Origin of the sequence: Microbacterium barkeri (genome assembly GCF_027921765.1) — a bacterium.
GTDB classification, from domain to species: Bacteria; Actinomycetota; Actinomycetes; order Actinomycetales; family Microbacteriaceae; genus Microbacterium; species Microbacterium barkeri.
Window position 1 is genome coordinate 322,265 of the sequence record NZ_BSEJ01000001.1, and the last position, 19,502, is coordinate 341,766.

Sequence of the window (19,502 nt, forward strand, 5' to 3'; positions counted from 1 at the left end):
ATGACGATGCAGACCGATATGCGCGACCCGCTCGAGCACGGCGACAACCCGCCGCCGAGCGAGACGGTGCTGACCGCAGGCCGCAGCAAGCCGATGCGGAAGTCCGCGCTCTACACGCGGCGCTTCATGCGCAACAAGCCCGCCGTGGGCGGCCTCGTGATCTTCGTGCTCCTCGCGCTGTTCGCGGTCGTCGGGCCGGTGTTCCAGCAGTACGACCACATCGAGCTCGACTTCCTGGCGCTGTCCGATCCGCCGAGCGCCGAGCACTGGTTCGGCACGAACAACTCGGGCAACGATCTCTACGCGATGGTCGTCGTCGGCCTCCAGCGCTCGCTGATGATCGCCGTGCTCGTGTCGATCGGCACGACGGTCATCTCGGCGCTCGTCGGCGCCACCGCGGCCTACTTCGGCGGCTGGTACGAGCGCGGGGCGCTCGCCGTCATCCACTTCCTCATGGCCGTGCCGACGTTCCTCATCATCGCGATGATCTCGAACGACTCGGGTGGCGACTGGAGGATGATCACGATCATCCTCATCCTGACGAACTGGTTCATCGCGGCCCGCACGATCTGGACGCTCTCCCTGTCGCTGCGCGAGCGCGAGTACATCCAGGCGGCCCGCTACATGGGCGTCAGCGGATTCCGCATCGTGCTGCGCCACATGATCCCCAACATCGGCTCGCTCCTCGTCATCAACTTCACCCTCGGCGTCGTGAGCGCCGTGATGCTCGAGACCGGCCTGTCGTTCCTCGGCTTCGGCGTGAAGCTCCCCGATGTCTCGCTCGGCTCCCTCATCGGAACCGGCTCGGGGATCATCACGAGCGCACCCTGGATGTTCTACTTCCCCGCCGGCGCCCTCACGCTGCTGACCGTCTCCATGGCGCTCGTCGCCGACGGACTGCGCGACGCCCTCGACCCGACTTCGGCGGCTGGAGGCCGCGCATGACCGAACCCGTTCTCTCCGTCCGCGACCTCCGGGTCAGCTTCGCCTCCGAGGCGGGCAGGGTCGACGCCGTGCGCGGCGTCTCCTTCGACCTCCTCCCCGGCCAGACCCTCGGCATCGTCGGCGAGTCCGGCTCGGGCAAGTCCGTGACCTCGCTCGCGATCATGGGCCTCCTCGCCGAGACCGCTCACGTCACCGGATCGATCGTCTTCCAGGGCGACGAGCTCATCGGCAAAACCGACAAGCAGATGTCCGCCATCCGCGGCAACGGCCTGGCGATGATCTTCCAGGACCCGCTCACGTCGCTCACGCCCGTCTACACGATCGGCGACCAGCTCGTCGAGGCGCTCGTCGTGCACAACGCGGGGATGGGCCGCAAGCGCGCGTGGGAGCGCGGCATCGAGCTCCTCACGCTCGTCGGGATCACCGATCCCGAGCGCCGCATGAAGGCCTTCCCCCACGAGTTCTCGGGCGGCATGCGCCAGCGCGTCGTCATCGCGATCGCCATGGCGAACAACCCGAAGCTCATCATCGCCGACGAGCCCACGACGGCTCTCGATGTGACGATCCAGGCGCAGATCCTCGATCTGATCCGCACGGCGCAGCGCGAGACCGGTGCCGCGGTGATCATGATCACCCACGACATGGGCGTCGTCGCGAACATCGCCGATGACGTGCTCGTGATGTACGCGGGCAAGCCGATCGAGCAGGCGTCGGCCGTCGATCTCTTCGACGACACGCGCATGCCGTACACGATCGGCCTCCTCGGCGCGATCCCGCGCGTCGACAAGAAGGAGAAGCAGCCGCTCGTCGCGATCAAGGGCAATCCGCCGCTGCTCATCGACCTGCCGGATGCGTGCCCCTTCGCCGACCGCTGCCCGATCGTGCTCGATGCGTGCCGCGTCGGCGAGCCCGAGCTTCTCCAGGTCAGCGGAGACGCGGACCACCGCGCCGCGTGCATCCGTGCCGACGAGATCCATGCGGGGCTGATCGGCGGTCGCCCCGTGTACCCCGTGCCGGTGATCCCCGAGAGCGACCTGGTGCGCACGCCCCGCGAGGAGCGCAAGACGGTCCTCGAGGTGTCGCACCTGTCGAAGACGTTCCCGATCCTCAAGGGCATCCTCAAGCGCAAGGTCGGCGAGGTGCAGGCCGTCAAGGACATCTCGTTCGACATCAAGGAGGGCGAGACCCTCGCGATCGTCGGCGAGTCGGGCTCGGGCAAGACCACGACGCTCCTCGAGATCATGGAGTTCGCGGCGCCCGAGGGCGGCGACATCCGGATCAACGGAACGAGCGTGCGCGAGCTCAAGGGACGCCATCGTGAGCGCGCGGCCCGCCGCGACATCCAGATCGTCTTCCAGGACCCGATGGGCGCCCTCGACCCGCGCATGACGGTGTTCGACATCATCGCGGAGCCGCTGCAGACGATCGGCACCTCGAAGGAGCGCACACACGAGCGCGTCGACGAGCTCATGGGGCTCGTCGGACTGAACCCCGCGCACAGCGATCGCTTCCCGCAGGCGTTCTCGGGCGGTCAGCGCCAGCGCATCGGCATCGCCCGCGCGCTCGCGACCGAACCGAAGCTCGTGGTGCTGGATGAGCCGGTCTCGGCCCTCGACGTGTCGATCCAGGCCGGTGTGCTGAACCTGCTCGACGAGCTGAAGATGCGACTCGGCATCAGCTATCTGTTCGTCGCGCACGATCTCTCGGTGGTCCGGCACCTCGCCGACCGCGTGGCGGTCATGTACCGCGGCGACTTCGTCGAGTTCGGCGACGTCGACGACGTGTTCGACACCCCGCAGCACCCGTACACGCAGGCGCTGCTGTCGGCCATCCCGATCCCCGATCCGAAGGTGGAGCGCGGCCGGACGCGCGTCGAGCTCGACCACGACCTCCTCAGCCGCGGGCAGATGTCCACCGGCTGATCCATCGTGGGGTCACGGCGCGTCGTGCGAAGACGACGGCGCGCCGCGCCCCGCTCTCGGGACGAGACCCGCAGGTCACGGCTCGCTCACGTTCTCACAAGCGCGCGCGGCCCGCGGTTAGCCTCGATCTCATCTCTCCCATATCCCGACGCCTACAAGGCGCGAAAGGAGCACCATGAAGAAGCAGCAGAAGTGGATCGGGGCGGCGGCCGCAGCCGGCGCGCTCGCCCTCGTCCTCGCGGGCTGTGCCGGTGGCGGCAACGACGGCGGCAACGGCGGCGGGTCCGGCGGAGGCAACGAGGGCGCCACCGAGATCACCGGTGCCGACTACAACCCGCAGCCCCGCGAGAACCTCCAGCAGGGCGGCGAGGCGGTCTTCCCCATCACGGAGATCCCCGAGCAGCTGAACGCGAACCACTCGGACGGCTCGGTCGACACGGCGACCATCTGGGAGTGGTACAACCCCCAGACGATCCTCATGACGCCCGAGGGCGAGGCGTACGCCAACCCCAACTACCTCACCGACTGGACGACCGAGGAGGTCGACGGCAAGACGGTCGTCACCTACACGATCAACCCGGACGCGGTCTGGAACGACGGCACCCCGATCACGTGGGAGGCCTACAACCAGACCTGGATCGCCAACCGCTCGCTCGACGAGGGCTACATCCCGAACACCACCGACGGCTACTCCCTCATCGAGTCCGTCGAGCAGGGTGAGGACGAGCGCCAGGCGGTCGTCACGTTCAAGCAGGTCTACCCGTGGACCAACGGCCTCTTCTGGCACCTCGTGAACCCGGCGATCAACACGCCCGAGCTCTTCAACGAGGCGTACGTCAACCAGGTGCACCCCGAGTGGGGCGCGGGTCCGTACACGGTCGACGAGTACGACGCGAACGGCGGCACGATCACGTTCGTCCCGAACGAGAACTGGTGGGGCGACGAGCCCCTCCTCGACAAGGTGACCTTCCGCGTGCTCGACGACACGGCCGAGATCAACGCGTTCCGCAATGGCGAGATCGACATGGCGGTGACGGGCACGGAGGACCGCCTCGCCCAGGTCGCCGACATGGAGGGTGTCGTCACCTACCGCGCGCAGCGGACGTCCACGAACCTGCTCGAGATCAACGCGGAGCGCCCGCAGTTCGCCGACCTCGAGGTGCGCAAGGCGCTCCTCATGGCGATCGACCGCGACCAGATCAAGGAGGTCGTCTGGAACGGCCTCGACTACACCGAGCCGGACTCGGGGTCGTTCAACCTCTTCCCGTTCCAGGAGGGCTATGTCGACGCACTCCGTGAGGCGGGCTGGGAGTTCAACGTCGAGGAGGCCAACGCGATCCTCGACGAGGCCGGCTGGGTGCGCGGCGAGGACGGCATCCGCGAGAAGGACGGCGTCCGGCTCGAGGGCGTGCTCCCGCTCTTCGGCGACGACCCGATCGTCGAGGCGCGCGGCCGCATCATCCAGACGCAGCTCGCCGAGGTGGGTGCCGACATCACCCCCGAGGTGCGCCCGTCGTCCGACTTCTCGAACGACCTCACGACGAAGAACTGGGACCTCGTCATGCTCGGCTTCTCGTCGAGCGACCCGTACGGCGTGGCCTACATGTGCCAGCTGTACTGCTCGGACAGCGGCCTCAACCTCTCGTCCACGGGCACGCCCGAGATCGACGAGCGCATCGCGAACGAGGTCTCGGCGCTGCCGACGGCTGAGGAGCAGACCGAGGCGGGCATGAAGCTCGAGTCGGAGATCATGGCGGAGACGTGGGGCATCTTCCCGCTCTACGCCGGTCCGTGGATCGTGACGGCCAAGGAGGGTCTGGCGAACCTGACCCCCGAGACCTACACGGGCCTCGACCTCTTCGGCCTCCAGCCGGTGGAGAACGTGGGCTGGGAGAAGGAGTGATCCTCCGTCTCTGACCCGAAGGGGCCGGCGGCTTTCGAAGCCGTCGGCCCCTTCGCCTGTCCGGATACGATGGCGCGCATGAGCGGTGTCCAGGTCGTCCTCGTTCACGGCATCCGGACATCCGCGACCATGTGGCGCACGCAGGTCCTCCATCTGCAGGGGCGCGGCGTCGACGTGCACGCGCTGGACCTGCCCGGCCACGGCTCGCGCATGGACGAGGAATGGTCGCTCGAGGAGGCCTTCGCGACGCTGGATCGCGCCCTCCGCTCGGCCGGCGAGGCGGGCCCGGTCCTGCTCGTCGGGCACTCCATGGGCGGCATCCTCTCGACGGCGTATCTCGCGCGAGACGACGCCGCTCCCGTCGCCGCCTTCGTCGCCGTAGGCGCGACCGCGCTCCCCCGCGGCGCCGGGCTCGCGCTGTATCGGATGCTCCTGCGCGGCATGCAGCGGATGCCCGGCAACGGCATGTGGCTCGTGCAGCGGATCCTCCGCGCGACGCTCCCCGAGGACACGCGAACCGACCTCGGCGCGGGCGGCTATGCCCTCCGCTCCGAGGACGCGGCCCTCGCGAGCCTCGCGACCCTGGACATCCGCACCGCGCTCACGCGTCTGACGATGCCCGTGTGGTTCGTCAACGGCGAATGGGATCAGCTCCGCCTGCACGAGCGCCTCTTCACGCGGCTCGTGCCCCACGCGGAGCTCATCGTCGTCCCTCGGTCGACGCACCTCGTGACGACGATGCGCCCCGCGGCATTCTCGGCCGTGCTGGATCTCGCGATCGCGGTCGTCGAGAGCACGGCCGCCCAGGCATGACCTGGTAGCATTGACCCTTGGCTTGCGTGTGGGGCCACCCACACAGCCGTACGACGCCCCTCTCTCGTCACGCGGCAACTGAAGAAGCACACTCGGATGGCCGTCATGCGACCATCCGAATCACTCCGAACGAAAGTCATTCGACGTGGCAAACATCAAGTCGCAGATCAAGCGCATCAAGACCAACGAGAAGGCGCGCGAGCGCAACAAGGCCGTCAAGAGCGAGCTGAAGTCGCTCGTCCGCAAGACGCGCGAGGCCATCGCCGCCGGCGACAAGGCCGCCGCCGAGGCCGCCCTCGCCAAGGCGTCGAAGAAGCTCGACAAGGCCGTGAGCAAGGGCGTCATCCACAAGAACCAGGCCGCGAACCGCAAGTCGGGCATCGCGAAGCAGGTCTCGTCGCTCTGAGCCGCGTGCATGTCGAAGGCCCGTCCCGCATCAGCGGGACGGGCCTTCTGCTGTACGCGGCGTCCTGCCTCAGCGCCCGAACGGAGCGCGCGTCGCCACGACCGTGACCATCCGCTCGAGGGCGAAGACGGGGTCGCGCGACGCGCCCTTGACCTCGGCATCGGCCCGCGCGATCGCCTGGATGGCCAGCGCGAGCGCGCGGTCGTTCCAGCCCGACTGGAGATCGCGGCGCGCGCGGTCGACCTGCCAGTCCTTCATCCCGAGCCGGTTCGCGAGCTGCCGCGACGGCTCGCGCGAGCCCGCGACGCGCGCCATCGTGCGCACCTTCATGGCGAACGCGGCGACGAGCGGCACGGGATCCGCCCCGGAGTCGAGGGCGTGCCGCAGCGCGACGAGCGCCTCACCGTAGCGTCCGGCGATCGCGGTGTCGGCGACCGTGAAGGCGTTCGTCTCGACGCGTCCGCCGTAGTAGCGCGACACGACGTCCTCGGTGATGTCGCCCTCGACGTCCGAGATGAGCTGCTGGCACGCGGCCGCGAGCTCGGCGAGCTCGCCCGTGAACGCCTGCGTGAGCGCCTGAAGGGCCTTCGGGGCGATGCGCCGTTCGGCGGCCTTGAACTCCCCCGCCGCGAAGTCGAACCGGTCGGCGTCGCGCTTGACGGCCGGGCACGGAACCTCGACCCCGCCCCCGACGCCCGAGCGGATGGCGTCGAGCAGCTTCTTGCCGCGGACGGTCGCGCCGTTGTGGCGCAGGATGAGCGTCGCGCCCTCCTGCGGCGCCTCGATGTACGCGAGCGCCTCGGTGAGGAACGCGTCGCTGCACTTCTCGACGCCGGACACCCGCACGAGGCGCGGCTCGCCGAAGAGCGAGGGCGAGGTGACCGCGAGCAGCATGCCGGACGTGTAGTCCGACGCGACGATGTCGGTGATCTCGAGTGACGGATCCTCGGCCTTGAGGTAGTCGCGCACACCCGCGATCGCGCGCTCGGCGCAGACCTCCTCGGGGCCGGACACGAGCACGATCGGCGCGGGCTCCGGGCGCCGCCACGGCAGCTGCGGGATGGCCGTCTTCGTCGCCTTCGCGGGAGTCTTGCGGGGTGCAGCGGCCATTCATCCAGCCTACCGGCGCGTGCCGACACCGACCCGGGAGCGACCGCTACTCCGGGAGGTCGGCACGGGCCGCGTCGACCGCGGTCTGAGCCTCTGCGTCGCGCTTCGCGGCGCCCGCCACCTGGGCGTCGAGGTCGTCGATCCGCTCGAGCGCCGCGGCCAGATCCCGCTCCGCCGATGCGAGATCGCGGCGCAGCTTCTCCACGCGCTCCTCGAGCGCGTCTGCGTTCTCGTGTGCGCGCTCGCGTCGCTCGGTGGCCTCGGCGAGAGACCGAGCTGACGCCGCGGCGTCCTTCTCGGCTGCACGGACGGCCCGCTCGGCCTTCGCCCGCGACCGCGCGACGGCGGCGCTCTCCTTCGCGGAGCGCGGCGGGTCCTTCCGCGGCGGCGAGACGGGCGCATCCGCTGCCCCACCCGCGATCGCTCCCTCGAGGTCGACGGAGAACCCACCCGACGCCTCGAGCGGGCGCGTCAGCCGTCCCGACGCGACGGCGGCCGCAGCATCCGCGTCGAACACCGCCGCGTTGAGCGTCTCGCGCACGGCCTCGACCGTGCTCGGTGAGAGCCGCTCCCCGCGGGCCTCCGCCAGCTGCGAGACGAGCTCCGTCAGCTTCTCGAGAACGCTCCGGCGCTCGTGTCCGAGCTCGGCCAGCCGGCGGGCGTCCAAAGCCGATTGCGCGTCGCGGAGCGCCGAAGCCACCTCGAGAAGCCGGTCGAGCTCCGCACGCCGCTCCTGAGCGAGCACGTTGACCGCCCACGCAGCGAGAACGGGCTTGCGCAGCGCCTTCACCTCGGACGCGAGCGCCCGGTCGTCGATCTGCTTCGCCCGGGCCGCGCGCGCGGAGACGAAATCCCGCGGCGGGACGACCGAGAGCTCGGTCGCGATCGCGTTGAGGGTCGCGTCGGAGTCCGCGGGCATGGAGCCATTGTGCCGGACGCCGGATAGCCGCGTCCGGGTGCTGCTCTGCGATGATGGGGCCATGGCCCTGCTTCGCGTGATCCTCAACGTCATCTGGCTCGTGCTCGCGGGCCTGCCGCTCGCGATCGGCTACTTCCTCGCGGGCATCCTCTGCTGCATCCTCATCGTGACCATCCCGTGGGGCATCGCCTCGTTCCGCATCGCGAACTACGTGCTGTGGCCGTTCGGGCGCACGGTCATCGATCGCCCCACGGCCGGTGTCGCGTCGACGATCGGCAACGTGATCTGGATCCTCGTCGCGGGCATCTGGCTCGTCATCGGGCACATCCTGAGCGCCGCAGCGCTCGCCGTGACGATCATCGGCATCCCGCTCGCGATCGCGGAGATCAAGATCATCCCCGTGACGCTCACGCCTCTCGGCAAGCGCATCGTGCCGAGCGACCAGGCCTTCGCGACGCTCGGCTCGATGCGGATCTGAGCGAGCGCCCGGACCTGGCCGTGCGCCCTGCGCCCTGCGCCCTGCGAGCCGACGTGGAACCGCGCACCCAGCCCACGACCCAGCGGTCATCGGCCGCCAGGGCCATCCGCGTGTCGGCCCTCCTCCTGTCGGCCATCGCCGTTGTCGCCGCGGGCGTCACCCTGTACTCGTGGATCGTCAACGAGGAGCACTTCGCCCGCCCGAGCGCGGCCTTCGACGCGCTCGAAGACCGCATCGGATCGCTGCCGGGCGTCGTCGCCGTCGAGAAGGAGCGCTGGGTCGAGGCGCCGACCTTCTCCCAGCCGACGTCGTGGATGCGGGTCGAGGTCGAGCAGAGCGGTCTGCGCGGGCTTCTCGATGCCGCGTGCTCGAGCGACTACCCTGACCCGGTGTCGTGGTCGAGCACGTCGACGACGCGCACGGCGTCGGGGCTCGCCGACCTGCTCCCCCTGCTCGGACACGTCGACGAGATCGCAGAGTCCGCCGGACGTGACCGCGCCGGGAGCGTCGAGGTCAACTCCCCCTTCCTGGCCGTGACGATCGCCGACGGGGAGAGCGACGAGTACGTCGCGCTCCTGAGAGAGCTCGTCGAGGACCATTCGGTCACGAGCTTCTGGGCGGATGACAGCGGCACGCAGGTCGACGGCGTCGAGCGAGTGCAGATCGTAGCTCCCACTGACGACCCGGGAGAGATCGAAAGGGCCCTCCGCGCCTCGGGCCTGGCCATCGCCGACCTGCCCGTGCGATTCCTCGCGCAGTGAGGCATCTGAGGCCGCAGCTCAGTTCGACGTCATGCCCTCGGCCGCTGCGGGCTCGCGCACGCCGCGATCCAGGGCGTCGATGACGGCGGCACCGCCATCCGTCGCGATGAGAACAGACAGCAGGCCACGTGAGAGCGTGCCTGCGTCGGTGGAGTCGCCTTCCACGACCTTCCGCAGGAACTCCCCGACAGGCACTTCGCGGACACGACCGAGCTTTTCGGGCTCGCGGCTTGTTGCGCCGTCCCGTCGAGCCGACAGCGCGAGCACCAGGTGCTTCCTGCGGTTCGCGTTCGCTGCAAGCCACTCGGAGCCCAGGTACACGAGCCTCTCGGCCACATAGCCCGTCTCCTCGAGGAGCTCACGCCGTGCAGCGTCCAGGGGCGACTCGCCCTCATCGACGTAGCCCCCCGGAACCTCGTCGAGGACGACGCCTGCACCGACCCGGAACTGCTCGAAGACCACGACCCGCAGCTCCGCCGTGAGCGCCAGGACCGCGACCGAGTCGGGGCTCACGACGACATCCCAGTCGGATACGCGGCCATCCGGGAGTCCGTATGTGCGCCGGTCGACCTTCGTGAATCCGTCGTACGCGCGACGGGTCGCGACGAGCGTCCATTCCCCGACCCGCTCCGGCTCGTGCTCCGTCATCGCCGCCTCGACTTCCTCTGCGCGGTTCTTCATCTTCTCTCGCGAGAACGTGCACTGGCATCATCGTCCAGGGCTTCTGCGGGCTCCGACTCGCGCGGCCGTTCCCGCCATACCCAGGGCACGCCGTCCTCGCCCTGGCCGACGAGAACCAGACCGTCCTCGTCGGTGCGAGCCACGGTGGCGCCGATGGCCCGCAGCTCCGCGAGGATGCTCTCGGCCGGATGGCCGTAGTCGTTGTCCGCGCCCACGCCGATGAGCGCGAGCGCGGGACGCGCGATCCGATAGAGCTCGGCGTCCTGATCCGCGCTGCCGTGGTGCGCGACCTTCACGACGTCGTACCTCCCCGACACGCCGCCGGTCGCCCGCAGCGCCGACTGCGACGATGCGCCGAGATCGCCGAGCAGAAGCGATCGCGGGATGCCGCCTCCCGCGATCTCGAGCACCACGCTCGCATCGTTCCCCTCGGGGAACGCGCGGCTCTCGGGCCGAGGCCAGAGCACCCGCCATGCGGCGCCGCCGAGCACGCCGCTCATCCCGTTCGATGCGTCGACGAGGCGCGCTTCATCCACGTGCGCGAGCCACTGCGCCCCATCCGCTCCGAGCGGGCCGTGAAGAGCCGTGTCCACGCGCCCGCTCACGGCCGCGATCCCGCCGACGTGATCGAGATCGAAGTGCGTGACGACGAGCAGGTCGATCCGCCCGACGCCCAGACGGTTCAGGCATGAGGCGAGGCGCTCGGGTTCGGGCCCGGTGTCGACGAGCGCAATGGCCCCCTCCGAGCGCAGCAGCACGGCGTCGCCCTGGCCGATGTCGCACAGGGCGACACTCCAGCTCGTCGGCGCTGTGAGCGGCCCGGCGACGCCCGTGAGCGCCGTCGAGCCGGACACGACGCCCACGACGACCGCGAGCGATGCGCCGGCAGCGCGCCGCAGTCGCGCGGGAACAGTCTCGGGACGCACGAGCACGATGACCACCCACACGCCGACCAGCGCGAGCGAGGCGAAGCCGGCAGCGCCGCCCCACCATGGCACGGAGGCCGTCGGCAGGCCCGAGAACAGCACCGCGGTCTGCGCGATCCAGGCGGAAGGCACCCAGGCGATCGCGGCGAGCCCGTCGGCGACCACCGGCACACCCTGCAGGACGCACGCGAGCATCCCGACCACCGTCGCAAGCGGGGCCGCTGGCGCCGCGATCATGTTCGCCACGACGCCGTACACGGGCACCGCGGGCGCGAGCAGGACGATGACGGGTGCGCATGCGATCTGCGCGGCGAGCGGCACCGCGATCCCCAGGGCGAGCGCGCGAGGCAGCCAGCGCTCGAGCCCGCGTGCGAGCGGCCCCGCGAGCAGCAGCAGCGCACCCGTCGCGAGCGCCGAGAGCACGAACCCGAACGACGTGGCGAGCCACGGGTCGAGAAGCAGCAGGACGATCGCGGCGCCTCCCAGTGCCGCGGCGCCCGCGCCCGCGCGGCCCAGGAGCAGCCCGAGCATCGCGATCACGGCCATCGTCGCCGCCCGCACCACGCTCGGCTCGGGCGTCACGAGGAGCACGAACCCGCCCAGCGCGGCGAGCGCCGCCCCGACGCGAGCCCACCGGGGCAGTCGGATCAGCGCCGCGAGTGCGAAGGCGAGCCCGGTCACGATCGCGCAGTTCGCCCCGCTGACCGCGGTCAGATGCGTAAGCGACGAGGCCTTCATCGCGGCGTCGAGGTCGGCCGACACCGCGCGGGTGTCGCCGACCGCGAGGCCGGGGAGCAGCCCGGCGCCCGGCTCGGGAAGCCCCGCCGCGACGTCGTGGACGAAGCCGTCGCGCAGGTCGCTCATCACCCCGAGCACGTGCGGCGGGCCGCGCACGACGGAGCCTCGGTCGGCGAACAGGACGAGCACGGCTCGGTCGCCCGGGTCGGCGGCCCGAGCGCCTCCCCGCAGCGCGACGGTCGACCCCAGGTCGAGCGCAGCACCCGCGAGCGCGTCGCGCTCGACCGAGACCGTCACGGTGGCGGCCGCCGCGCGCTGCTCCCTGCCCACGCGGAGGGCGGTGATCTCGACCTCGAACCACAGTGCGTCCCGCAGGGGCCGGACCTTGCTCGACACGACACCGTCGATCTCCACGACGCGGCCCGCGCGCGCGACGAGAGCGGTCAGCTCGCCGCGGGCGGGGGCCGCGAGCCCGACGTGCGTCGAGACGGCGGCTCCCAGGCCGAGAGCGATCGCGAGCAGGGGCACCGCCGCGCGACGCGCCCTTCGTCCGCGAGCCGCGCACAGCCATCCGCATGCCGTGGCCGACACGCACCAGAGCGCGACCGCGATCGCGGTCGCGGCGTCGGGCCACAGCACGCTCGCGAACGCCGCACCCCACACGGCCCCGGCGATCACGAGGAGCCGCACGTCGCGCACGCCGGTCACAGCGTCACCAGCGGTCGCAGCGTCTCGAGCATCTTGTCGCCGATCCCCGGCACCGCGAGCAGGTCGTCGATCGCCGTGAACGGGCCGTTCTCGTCGCGCCACAAGATGATGCGCTCGGCGAGCGCCGGGCCGATGCGCGGCAGCGTCTCGAGCGCGGCCTGGTCCGCGCTGTTGAGCGACACGAGCGCGCCTGTGCCGCCTGGGGCGGCCGTGCCTCCGGCCGGCGGCGCGGGAGGGGCCTCGCCCACGACGGGCACCGCGAGCTGCTCGCCGTCGGCGAGCGGACGCGCGAGGTTCACTGCCCCCGAGTCCGCATCGTCGGCGAAGCCGCCCGCGGCGGAGATCGCATCGACGACGCGCGCCCCCGCCTCGAGCACGTACAGGCCGGGTTCGGCGACCGCGCCGTGCACATGCACGTACAGCTGCCCGGGCTCGACCGCGACCGCGCTCGCGCTCGGAGCGGGGGTGACGACGACCTCCTCGACGGGCGAGGCCGCGCCGCGCCACACGCCGAGCGCGACCGTCACCCCGAGAGCGCCCAGCACCAGCAGGACGACCGCGCCGGCGCCGAGACGGGCGCGCGGCGAGCGGAAGCCCGTCTCTGCCGTCACTCCGCCACGCTACGGCGGCCGATTCGGCGTTCGCGGGGCGACGGCCGCCTCCTGCCGCGACGCGCCGCCCGCACGACCCTGTGCACACGGCGAGGCCGGCACCCCGCCTGGGATGCCGGCCTCGTCGAACGCGTCCTACTTCGTCGAGAAGCTCACGACCTTCGGCGGACGGACGATCGCGCGCGTGATGGCGCGGTCGCCGAGCGCGCGCGTGATGCGCTCGTCCGAGCGTGCGAGGTGCTCGAGCGACGGCCCGTCGATCTTGGCCGGCACCTCGAGCGTCGCGCGCACCTTGCCGTCGATCTGCACGACCGCGGTGACCTTGTCCTCGACGAGGAGCGTCGGGTCGGCGTTCCGCCACGTGACGAGTCCTACCGAGGGCTCGTACCCCAGGATCTCCCACATCTCCTCCGCCGTGTGCGGAGCGAAGAGGTCGAGGACCATCGCCGTGACCTCGGCCGCCTCGCGGACGGCGGGGTCGGCCGCGCCGGCACCCGAGTCGATCGTCTTGCGGATGGCGTTGACGAGCTCCATGAGGCGCGCGACGACGACGTTGAACTTCGTCTGCTCGACGAGCGTCGGCGCCTCCGCGAGCAGGCGGTGCGTGACCCGGCGCAGCGCGACGTCGCCCTCGGCCCAGACGACGTCGGTCGGGCTCGACACCTCGTGCGCGATGCGCAGCGCGCGCTGCAGGAACTTGTGCGCGCCGGTCGTCGAGACGTCCTTCCAGTCCTTGTCGTCCTCGACCGGGCCCGCGAACGCCAGCGCGACGCGCAGAACGTCGGCGCCGTGCGCGGCGAGCTCGTCGCTGAAGAGCACGAGGTTGCCCTTCGACTTCGACATCTTGGCGCCGTCGAGGATGACCATCCCCTGGTTGATGAGCGACGAGAACGGCTCGGTGAAGTCGACCCTGCCCATGTCGAACAGCACCTTCGTGATGAAGCGCGCGTACAGCAGGTGCAGGATGGCGTGCTCGACGCCGCCGATGTAGGCGTCCACGGGCGCCCAGCGGTCGGCGTCCTGCGGGGCGAACGGAGCGTCCTTCAGCCCCGGCGACAGGAAGCGCAGGAAGTACCACGAGCTGTCGACGAACGTGTCCATCGTGTCGGGGTCGCGGAGCGCGGGCGCGCCCGTCTCGGGCTCGGTCGTCGTCACCCACTCGGTCGCGGCGCCGAGCGGCGACTTGCCCTTCGGCTTGAGGTCGAGGCCCTCGGCGCTCGGCAGCCGCACCGGCAGCTGGTCCTCGGGCACCGGCACGACGCGGCCGTCCTCCGTGTGCAGCATCGGGATGGGCGTGCCCCAGTACCGCTGACGCGAGATCAGCCAGTCGCGCAGGCGGTACTGCTTGGCCGCGCGCCCCGTTCCCGCGGCTTCGAGCTGCTCGATGACGCGCGTGATCGCGTTGCGCTTCGACAGGCCGTCGAGCGCGCCCGAGTTGATGAGACGGCCCTCGCCCGTGAGCGCGACGCCCGTCTCCTTGGGGTCATCGAGCGGCATGGGGTCGATCGGCACGCCGTCCTCGTCGACCTCGATCACGGGGATCGCGCCGGTCACGGGCGCCGTGGTGTCGACGACCACGCGCACGGGCAGGTCGAAGGCGATCGCGAAGTCGAGGTCGCGCTGGTCGTGCGCGGGCACGGCCATGACGGCGCCGTGCCCGTAGTCGGCCAGCACGTAGTCGGCGGCCCAGATCGGCAGGCGCTCCCCGTTGACGGGGTTGATCGCGTAGCGGTCGAGGAAGACGCCCGTCTTCGGCCGGTCGGTGTTCTGACGCTCGATCTCGGTCTGCTTGCGCACCTGGTCGAGGTAGTCCTGGAAGGCCATCCGCACGTCGGGCGACGAGCCGGCCGCGAGCTCGGCGGCGAGGTCGCTGTCGGGCGCGACGACCATGAAGGTGGCGCCGTGCAGCGTGTCGGGGCGCGTCGAGAAGACCGTGACCTTCTCGTCACGGCCCTCGATCTCGAAGTCGATGTCGGCGCCGACCGAGCGGCCGATCCAGTTGCGCTGCATCTGCAGCACCTTGTGCGGCCAGAATCCCTCGAGCTGGTTCAGATCGTCCAGCAGGCGATCGGCGTACTCCGTGATCTTGAAGTACCACTGCGTGAGCTTCTTCTTCACGACCTCGGCGCCGCAGCGCTCGCAGTGGCCGTCGACGACCTGCTCGTTCGCGAGCACCGTCTGGTCGTTGGGGCACCAGTTGACCGGGCTCTCCTTGCGGTAGGCCAGGCCGCGCTCGTGCAGCTGCAGGAACAGCCACTGGTTCCAGCGGTAGTAGTCCTCGTCGCTCGTGTGGAGCACGCGGCTCCAGTCGAACGAGACGCCGTACGCCTTCAGGCTCTCGCGCTGCTGCGCGATGTTGTCGTACGTCCAGCGGCTCGGGTCGGCCCCGCGCTGGATGGCCGCGTTCTCGGCGGGCAGGCCGAACGAGTCCCAGCCGATCGGCTGCAGCACGTTGTAGCCGCGGTGACGCCAGAAGCGCGCGACGATGTCGCTGTAGAGGTAGTTCTCGGCGTGCCCCATGTGCAGGTCGCCCGAGGGGTACGGGAACATCGCGAGCACGTACTTGCGCGGACGGGTGTCGGCGTCCCCGCCGGCGAGGAACGTCCCGTGGTCGTTCCAGTAGCGCTGCCACTTCGCCTGGACGGCGTGGATGTCGTTCTCGGGATGCTCTGCGGGGTTCTGCGACACGGTGCGATGAAGCCAATCGGAATCGAAACGCGCCGCGCGGGGAGCCGCGCGGCGGGAGATCGGGAGACTCCAGGTTAGCGCGCGCCGTCGTCTCGTATGCTCGGCACGTGATCAACGAGATCCTCCTGTGGATCCTGGACGTCGTGGGGTCGGTCGACCCCGTCCTGAGAACCGCGCTCGCGGGGCTCGCGATCATGCTCGAGACGAGCGTCCTCGTCGGGCTCGTCGTCCCCGGCGACACCGTCGTCATCGTCGCCGCGACCGCGGTCGCCTCGCCCGTCGAGGGGGTCGTCCTCGGCGCCGCCGTCGTGCTCGGCGCGCTCGTCGGCGAGAGCATCGGCTTCGCTCTCGGGCGCTGGCTCGGGCCGCGCATCCGGCACTCCTGGCTCGGCCGGCGCATCGGCGAGCGCAACTGGCAGCGGTCGGAGCGCTATCTGCGCCGGCGCGGCGGGATCGCGATCTTCCTCTCGCGATTCCTGCCCGTCCTGCACTCCCTCGTCCCCCTCACGGTCGGGATGAGCGGCTACGGCTACCGGCGCTTCATCGCGTGGACGCTGCCCGCCTGCGTCCTGTGGTCGTCGCTCTACGTCTCCATCGCGGCGGGCGCCGCGACCGGCTTCCGCGAGATCGCCGACCAGGCGCACTACGCGGGCTACCTCTTCGTCGGCGCGATCGCGGTGTTCCTCCTGCTCGTGCTCCTCGGGAAGCGGATCATCGCGCGCCTCGAGCACCGCCACCTCCACGCGGGCGACGACGACCCATCCGGGGACCACGCCGGGCCCGGCGCCGACGGAGCACCCGGGCGCATGGAAGACTGAGGGCGATGCCCTCCACGACGCCCGCCCCAGGCAAGATCCACTGGGTCGCCCGCCTCGAGCGCCGCTTCCATGCGTGGCGCGAGCGCGTCGCGCGCCGGAAGGGCCGCACGCCGACCGCTGTCCCCTTCTCCGGCTACGGCGGGGAGGGATGGATCCGGGTCGTCGGCCGCGTGCTCATCGTCCCCGCGCCCAAGCACACACCCGAGGGCGAGGCGGCGAGCGTGCGCGGGTGGCGCTCGTTCGCGGGCATCCCCATCGCGTTCGCGCAGGTGACGGTGACCGTGGGCGGCGAGACGCACGAGGTGGTCGCCGACCGCGGCGGCGTCGTCGACGCGGTCATCCCCGCCGACCTCCCGTCGGGATGGCAGACCTTCCACATGTCGGTCGAGGGCGGCACGCCCACCCCGGGCAGGGTCTTCGTCGTCGACCCCGCTGTCCGCTTCGGGATCGTGTCCGACATCGACGACACCGTCATGGTCACGGCGCTGCCGCGCCCCCTGCTCGCGGCGTGGAACTCGTTCGTCCTGCACACGCACGCGCGCCAGCCCGTGCCCGGCATGGCGGTGCTGCTCGAGCGCATCGTGCGCGAGAACCCGGGATCCCCCATGCTCTACCTCTCGACGGGCGCGTGGAACGTCGCCCCGACCCTGACGGGCTTCCTGTCGCGTCATCTCTTCCCGCCCGGCGCGATGCTCCTCACCGACTGGGGGCCGACGCACGACCGGTGGTTCCGCAGCGGCACCGACCACAAGCGCACGAACCTGCGCCGGCTCGCCGACGAGTTCCCCGACATCGCGTGGCTGCTCATCGGCGACGACGGGCAGCACGACGACGAGATCTACACCGAGTTCACGCGCGAGCATCCCTCGTCGGTCTCGGCCGTGGCCATCCGCCGGCTCTCGCCCGCTCAGGCGGTGCTCGCGGGCGGCCGCACGGTCGTCGACGACCACAGCGCGGCCGGCGTGCCGTGGGTGACGGCCGACGACGGTGCGGGGCTCGCCGAGCGGCTCGAGGCCGTCGGCATCCTGAAGGCGTAGCCTGCCAGCGTGTGCGGACGCTTCGTGGTGGCCCGGGTGGGCTCGGAACTGGTCGGCCAGCTGCGCGTGGACCTCGTGTCCGACGATCTGCCGGCGCCCTCCTTCAACGTGGCGCCCACTGCGCGCGCCGCGATCGTCCTCGACTCCGCGAAGACCGACCCGCCGACGCGGAGACTCGAGCCGGCGCGCTGGGGCCTGGTGCCCTCCTGGGCCAAGGACCCGTCGATCGGCTCGCGCGCCTTCAACGCGCGCGCCGAGGAGCTCGAGGAGAAGCGGATGTTCGCTCCCGCGCTCCAGAAGCGGCGCGCGGTCGTCCCGGTGAGCGGCTACTACGAGTGGCAGGTCACGGAGGACGGCAAGATCCCGCTCTTCATCCACCCGTCGGAGGATGAGGCCCTGCTGCTCGCCGGCCTCTACGAGTGGTGGAAGGATCCGTCGAAGGCGGATGACGACCCCGCCCGCTGGATGCTGAGCTTCACGATCCTTACGCGCGACGCGATCGGCCAGCTCGGCTCCGTCCACCAGCGGATGCCCGTCTTCCTCGACGCCGACCACGCCGACGCGTGGCTCGACACCGACGTGGACTACCCCCTCGACATCCTCGACGCGGCGCTCGACGACGCGCCGCGCGTCGCAGAGGGGCTCTCCTTCCACCGCGTGAGCGCGGCCGTGGGCAACGTGCGCAACGACTCGCCCGAGCTCATCGAGCCGGTCGACTGACGACCGCCGTCGTCGAACCGGTCGATACCCTGGAGGGATGACCGTCCCCGCCGCCGCACGCGCCCACATCGAGGATCTCGCCGCCTTCGTCACGGCTTCGCCGTCGTCGTATCACGCGGCCGAGGAGATCGCCCGCCGCCTCGTCGCAAGCGGGTTCGCTCGACTCGCGGAGACGGATGCGTGGGACATCGCGCCCGGCGGGCGGTATGTCGTCGTGCGGGACGGCTCCGCGATCGCGTTCGCGGTGCCCGAGGCCGCCGGCGCCACGACGCCGTTCGCGATCGTGGGCGCCCACACGGACTCCCCCGGCTTCAAGCTCAAGCCGAAGCCCACGACCTTCGGACCGGGCGGATGGTGGCAGCTCGGCGTCGAGGTCTACGGCGGGCCGCTCCTCAACTCCTGGCTCGACCGCGAGCTCGAGCTCGCGGGGCGGGTCGTGACGTCGGATGGCGACGAGCACCTCGTGCGCACCGGCGCGCTCCTGCGCATCCCCCAGCTGGCCGTGCACCTCGACCGCGCGGTGAACGAGGGCCTCGCCCTCGACAAGCAGCGCCACACCCAGCCCGTGTGGGGCTTCGGCGACCGCGAGAGCGCCGACATCCTCGCAGCGCTCGCGTCGCTCGCCGGCACGGCGCCCGACCGCATCGACGGGTACGATCTCGTCGTCGCCGACACCCAGGAGCCGCGCGTGTTCGGCGCCGACGGCGGGCTGTTCGCGTCGGGCCGTCTCGACAACCTGCTCTCGGCGCACGCCGCCGTCACGGCCATCCGCGACGCCCGCCCCGTCTCCGCGATCGCGATGCTCGCCGCGTTCGACCACGAGGAGATCGGCAGCGCCTCCCGCTCGGGAGCGGCCGGCCCGTTCCACGAGGAGGTCCTCGTGCGCATCTCGACCGCGCTCGGGGCCGGCCCCGAGGAGAGGGCGCGCGCCTGCGCGGCGTCGCTGCACGTGTCGAGCGACGTGGGTCACGCCGTGCACCCCAACTACGCCGAGCGCCACGACCCCGCGAACCAGCCCGTGGTCGGCGGCGGCCCCATCCTGAAGATCAACGCGAACCAGCGCTACGCGACCGACGCGCACGGCGCCGCGGCCTGGGCGGCCGCGTGCCGCACCGCGGGCATCCCGACGCAGGAGTTCGTCTCGAACAACGCCATCCCCTGCGGCTCGACCATCGGGCCCATCTCGGCGACCCGACTGGGCATCCGCACGGTCGACGTCGGCGTGCCCATCCTCTCGATGCACTCGGCCCGCGAGCTCACCGCGGTCGTCGATCCCTGGTACCTCTCCCGCGGCATGGCCGCCGTCCTCGCGCGCTGA

17 protein-coding genes are annotated in these 19,502 nt (G+C 71.1%); 11 read left to right on the forward strand and 6 right to left on the reverse strand.

Going from position 1 to position 19,502, the window contains the following annotated elements:
* The 5 genes from PKE79_RS01620 (at nucleotide 1) to rpsT (ending at nucleotide 5,989) form a co-directional block, all read left to right on the forward strand.
* Entirely contained in the window at nucleotides 1-945 is a 945-nt protein-coding gene (locus PKE79_RS01620; protein WP_271171912.1) for an ABC transporter permease, read from the forward strand.
* Nucleotides 942-2,867 (forward strand): ABC transporter ATP-binding protein, encoded by a 1,926-nt coding sequence (locus PKE79_RS01625; RefSeq protein ID WP_271171913.1) that lies wholly within the window; start codon nucleotides 942-944, stop codon nucleotides 2,865-2,867. Before PKE79_RS01620 ends, PKE79_RS01625 begins: the two co-directional genes overlap by 4 nt.
* Nucleotides 2,868-3,042: 175 nt before the next feature.
* Nucleotides 3,043-4,770, forward strand: coding sequence for an ABC transporter family substrate-binding protein (locus tag PKE79_RS01630; protein ID WP_271171914.1), 1,728 nt, complete (start codon nucleotides 3,043-3,045; stop codon nucleotides 4,768-4,770).
* A gap of 78 nt (nucleotides 4,771-4,848) precedes the next feature.
* The gene (locus PKE79_RS01635) at nucleotides 4,849-5,583 is read left to right on the forward strand and encodes an alpha/beta fold hydrolase (protein ID WP_271171915.1); all 735 of its coding nucleotides are present in this window, start codon (nucleotides 4,849-4,851) and stop codon (nucleotides 5,581-5,583) included.
* Between the two features lie 145 nt (nucleotides 5,584-5,728).
* Nucleotides 5,729-5,989, forward strand: coding sequence for a 30S ribosomal protein S20 (rpsT, locus tag PKE79_RS01640; protein ID WP_271171916.1), 261 nt, complete (start codon nucleotides 5,729-5,731; stop codon nucleotides 5,987-5,989).
* Nucleotides 5,990-6,058: 69 nt separating this feature from the next.
* On the opposite strand, the gene holA is transcribed toward rpsT, so the two are convergent.
* Nucleotides 6,059-7,099, reverse strand: a complete 1,041-nt coding sequence (holA, locus tag PKE79_RS01645; protein ID WP_271171917.1) for a DNA polymerase III subunit delta — start codon at nucleotides 7,097-7,099, stop codon at nucleotides 6,059-6,061.
* 46 nt (nucleotides 7,100-7,145) lie between these two features.
* Nucleotides 7,146-8,018, reverse strand: a complete 873-nt coding sequence (locus tag PKE79_RS01650; RefSeq protein ID WP_271171918.1) for a transposase — start codon at nucleotides 8,016-8,018, stop codon at nucleotides 7,146-7,148.
* A gap of 61 nt (nucleotides 8,019-8,079) precedes the next feature.
* On the opposite strand from PKE79_RS01650, the gene PKE79_RS01655 reads away from it, so the two are divergent.
* Together PKE79_RS01655 and PKE79_RS01660 are read left to right on the forward strand one after the other, a co-directional pair.
* Complete coding sequence (locus PKE79_RS01655; RefSeq protein ID WP_271171919.1) at nucleotides 8,080-8,496, forward strand: YccF domain-containing protein; 417 nt, start codon at nucleotides 8,080-8,082, stop codon at nucleotides 8,494-8,496.
* 53 nt (nucleotides 8,497-8,549) lie between these two features.
* On the forward strand, nucleotides 8,550-9,257 hold the full coding sequence (locus tag PKE79_RS01660; RefSeq protein ID WP_271171920.1) for a hypothetical protein: 708 nt from the start codon (nucleotides 8,550-8,552) through the stop codon (nucleotides 9,255-9,257).
* 18 nt (nucleotides 9,258-9,275) lie between these two features.
* Here the strand turns inward: PKE79_RS01660 and PKE79_RS01665 are convergent, their stop codons facing one another.
* The 4 genes from PKE79_RS01665 to leuS form a co-directional block, all read right to left on the reverse strand.
* Nucleotides 9,276-9,938, reverse strand: coding sequence for an NUDIX hydrolase (locus PKE79_RS01665; protein WP_271171921.1), 663 nt, complete (start codon nucleotides 9,936-9,938; stop codon nucleotides 9,276-9,278).
* Nucleotides 9,935-12,310: a ComEC/Rec2 family competence protein gene (locus PKE79_RS01670; protein ID WP_271171922.1), complete on the reverse strand. Its 2,376-nt coding sequence runs from the start codon at nucleotides 12,308-12,310 to the stop codon at nucleotides 9,935-9,937. The genes PKE79_RS01665 and PKE79_RS01670 overlap by 4 nt, the downstream gene beginning before the upstream one ends.
* Nucleotides 12,307-12,921: a ComEA family DNA-binding protein gene (locus PKE79_RS01675; protein WP_271171923.1), complete on the reverse strand. Its 615-nt coding sequence runs from the start codon at nucleotides 12,919-12,921 to the stop codon at nucleotides 12,307-12,309. The genes PKE79_RS01670 and PKE79_RS01675 overlap by 4 nt, the downstream gene beginning before the upstream one ends.
* 135 nt (nucleotides 12,922-13,056) lie before the next feature.
* Nucleotides 13,057-15,609, reverse strand: coding sequence for a leucine--tRNA ligase (gene leuS / locus PKE79_RS01680; RefSeq protein WP_271171924.1), 2,553 nt, complete (start codon nucleotides 15,607-15,609; stop codon nucleotides 13,057-13,059).
* A 110-nt stretch (nucleotides 15,610-15,719) separates the two neighbouring features.
* Here leuS and PKE79_RS01685 point away from each other — a divergent pair, with 110 nt between their 5' ends.
* From PKE79_RS01685 to PKE79_RS01700, 4 genes are read left to right on the forward strand one after another with little or no spacing between them, the layout of a single operon-like run.
* Complete coding sequence (locus PKE79_RS01685; protein ID WP_271172183.1) at nucleotides 15,720-16,427, forward strand: DedA family protein; 708 nt, start codon at nucleotides 15,720-15,722, stop codon at nucleotides 16,425-16,427.
* A gap of 5 nt (nucleotides 16,428-16,432) precedes the next feature.
* Nucleotides 16,433-17,464 carry an App1 family protein phosphatidate phosphatase gene (locus PKE79_RS01690; RefSeq protein ID WP_271171925.1) on the forward strand — a complete coding sequence of 344 codons (1,032 nt, stop codon included), beginning with the start codon at nucleotides 16,433-16,435 and terminating at the stop codon, nucleotides 17,462-17,464.
* 9 nt (nucleotides 17,465-17,473) lie between these two features.
* The gene (locus PKE79_RS01695) at nucleotides 17,474-18,184 is read left to right on the forward strand and encodes an SOS response-associated peptidase (RefSeq protein WP_271171926.1); all 711 of its coding nucleotides are present in this window, start codon (nucleotides 17,474-17,476) and stop codon (nucleotides 18,182-18,184) included.
* A 37-nt stretch (nucleotides 18,185-18,221) separates the two neighbouring features.
* Nucleotides 18,222-19,502 carry a M18 family aminopeptidase gene (locus tag PKE79_RS01700; RefSeq protein ID WP_271171927.1) on the forward strand — a complete coding sequence of 427 codons (1,281 nt, stop codon included), beginning with the start codon at nucleotides 18,222-18,224 and terminating at the stop codon, nucleotides 19,500-19,502.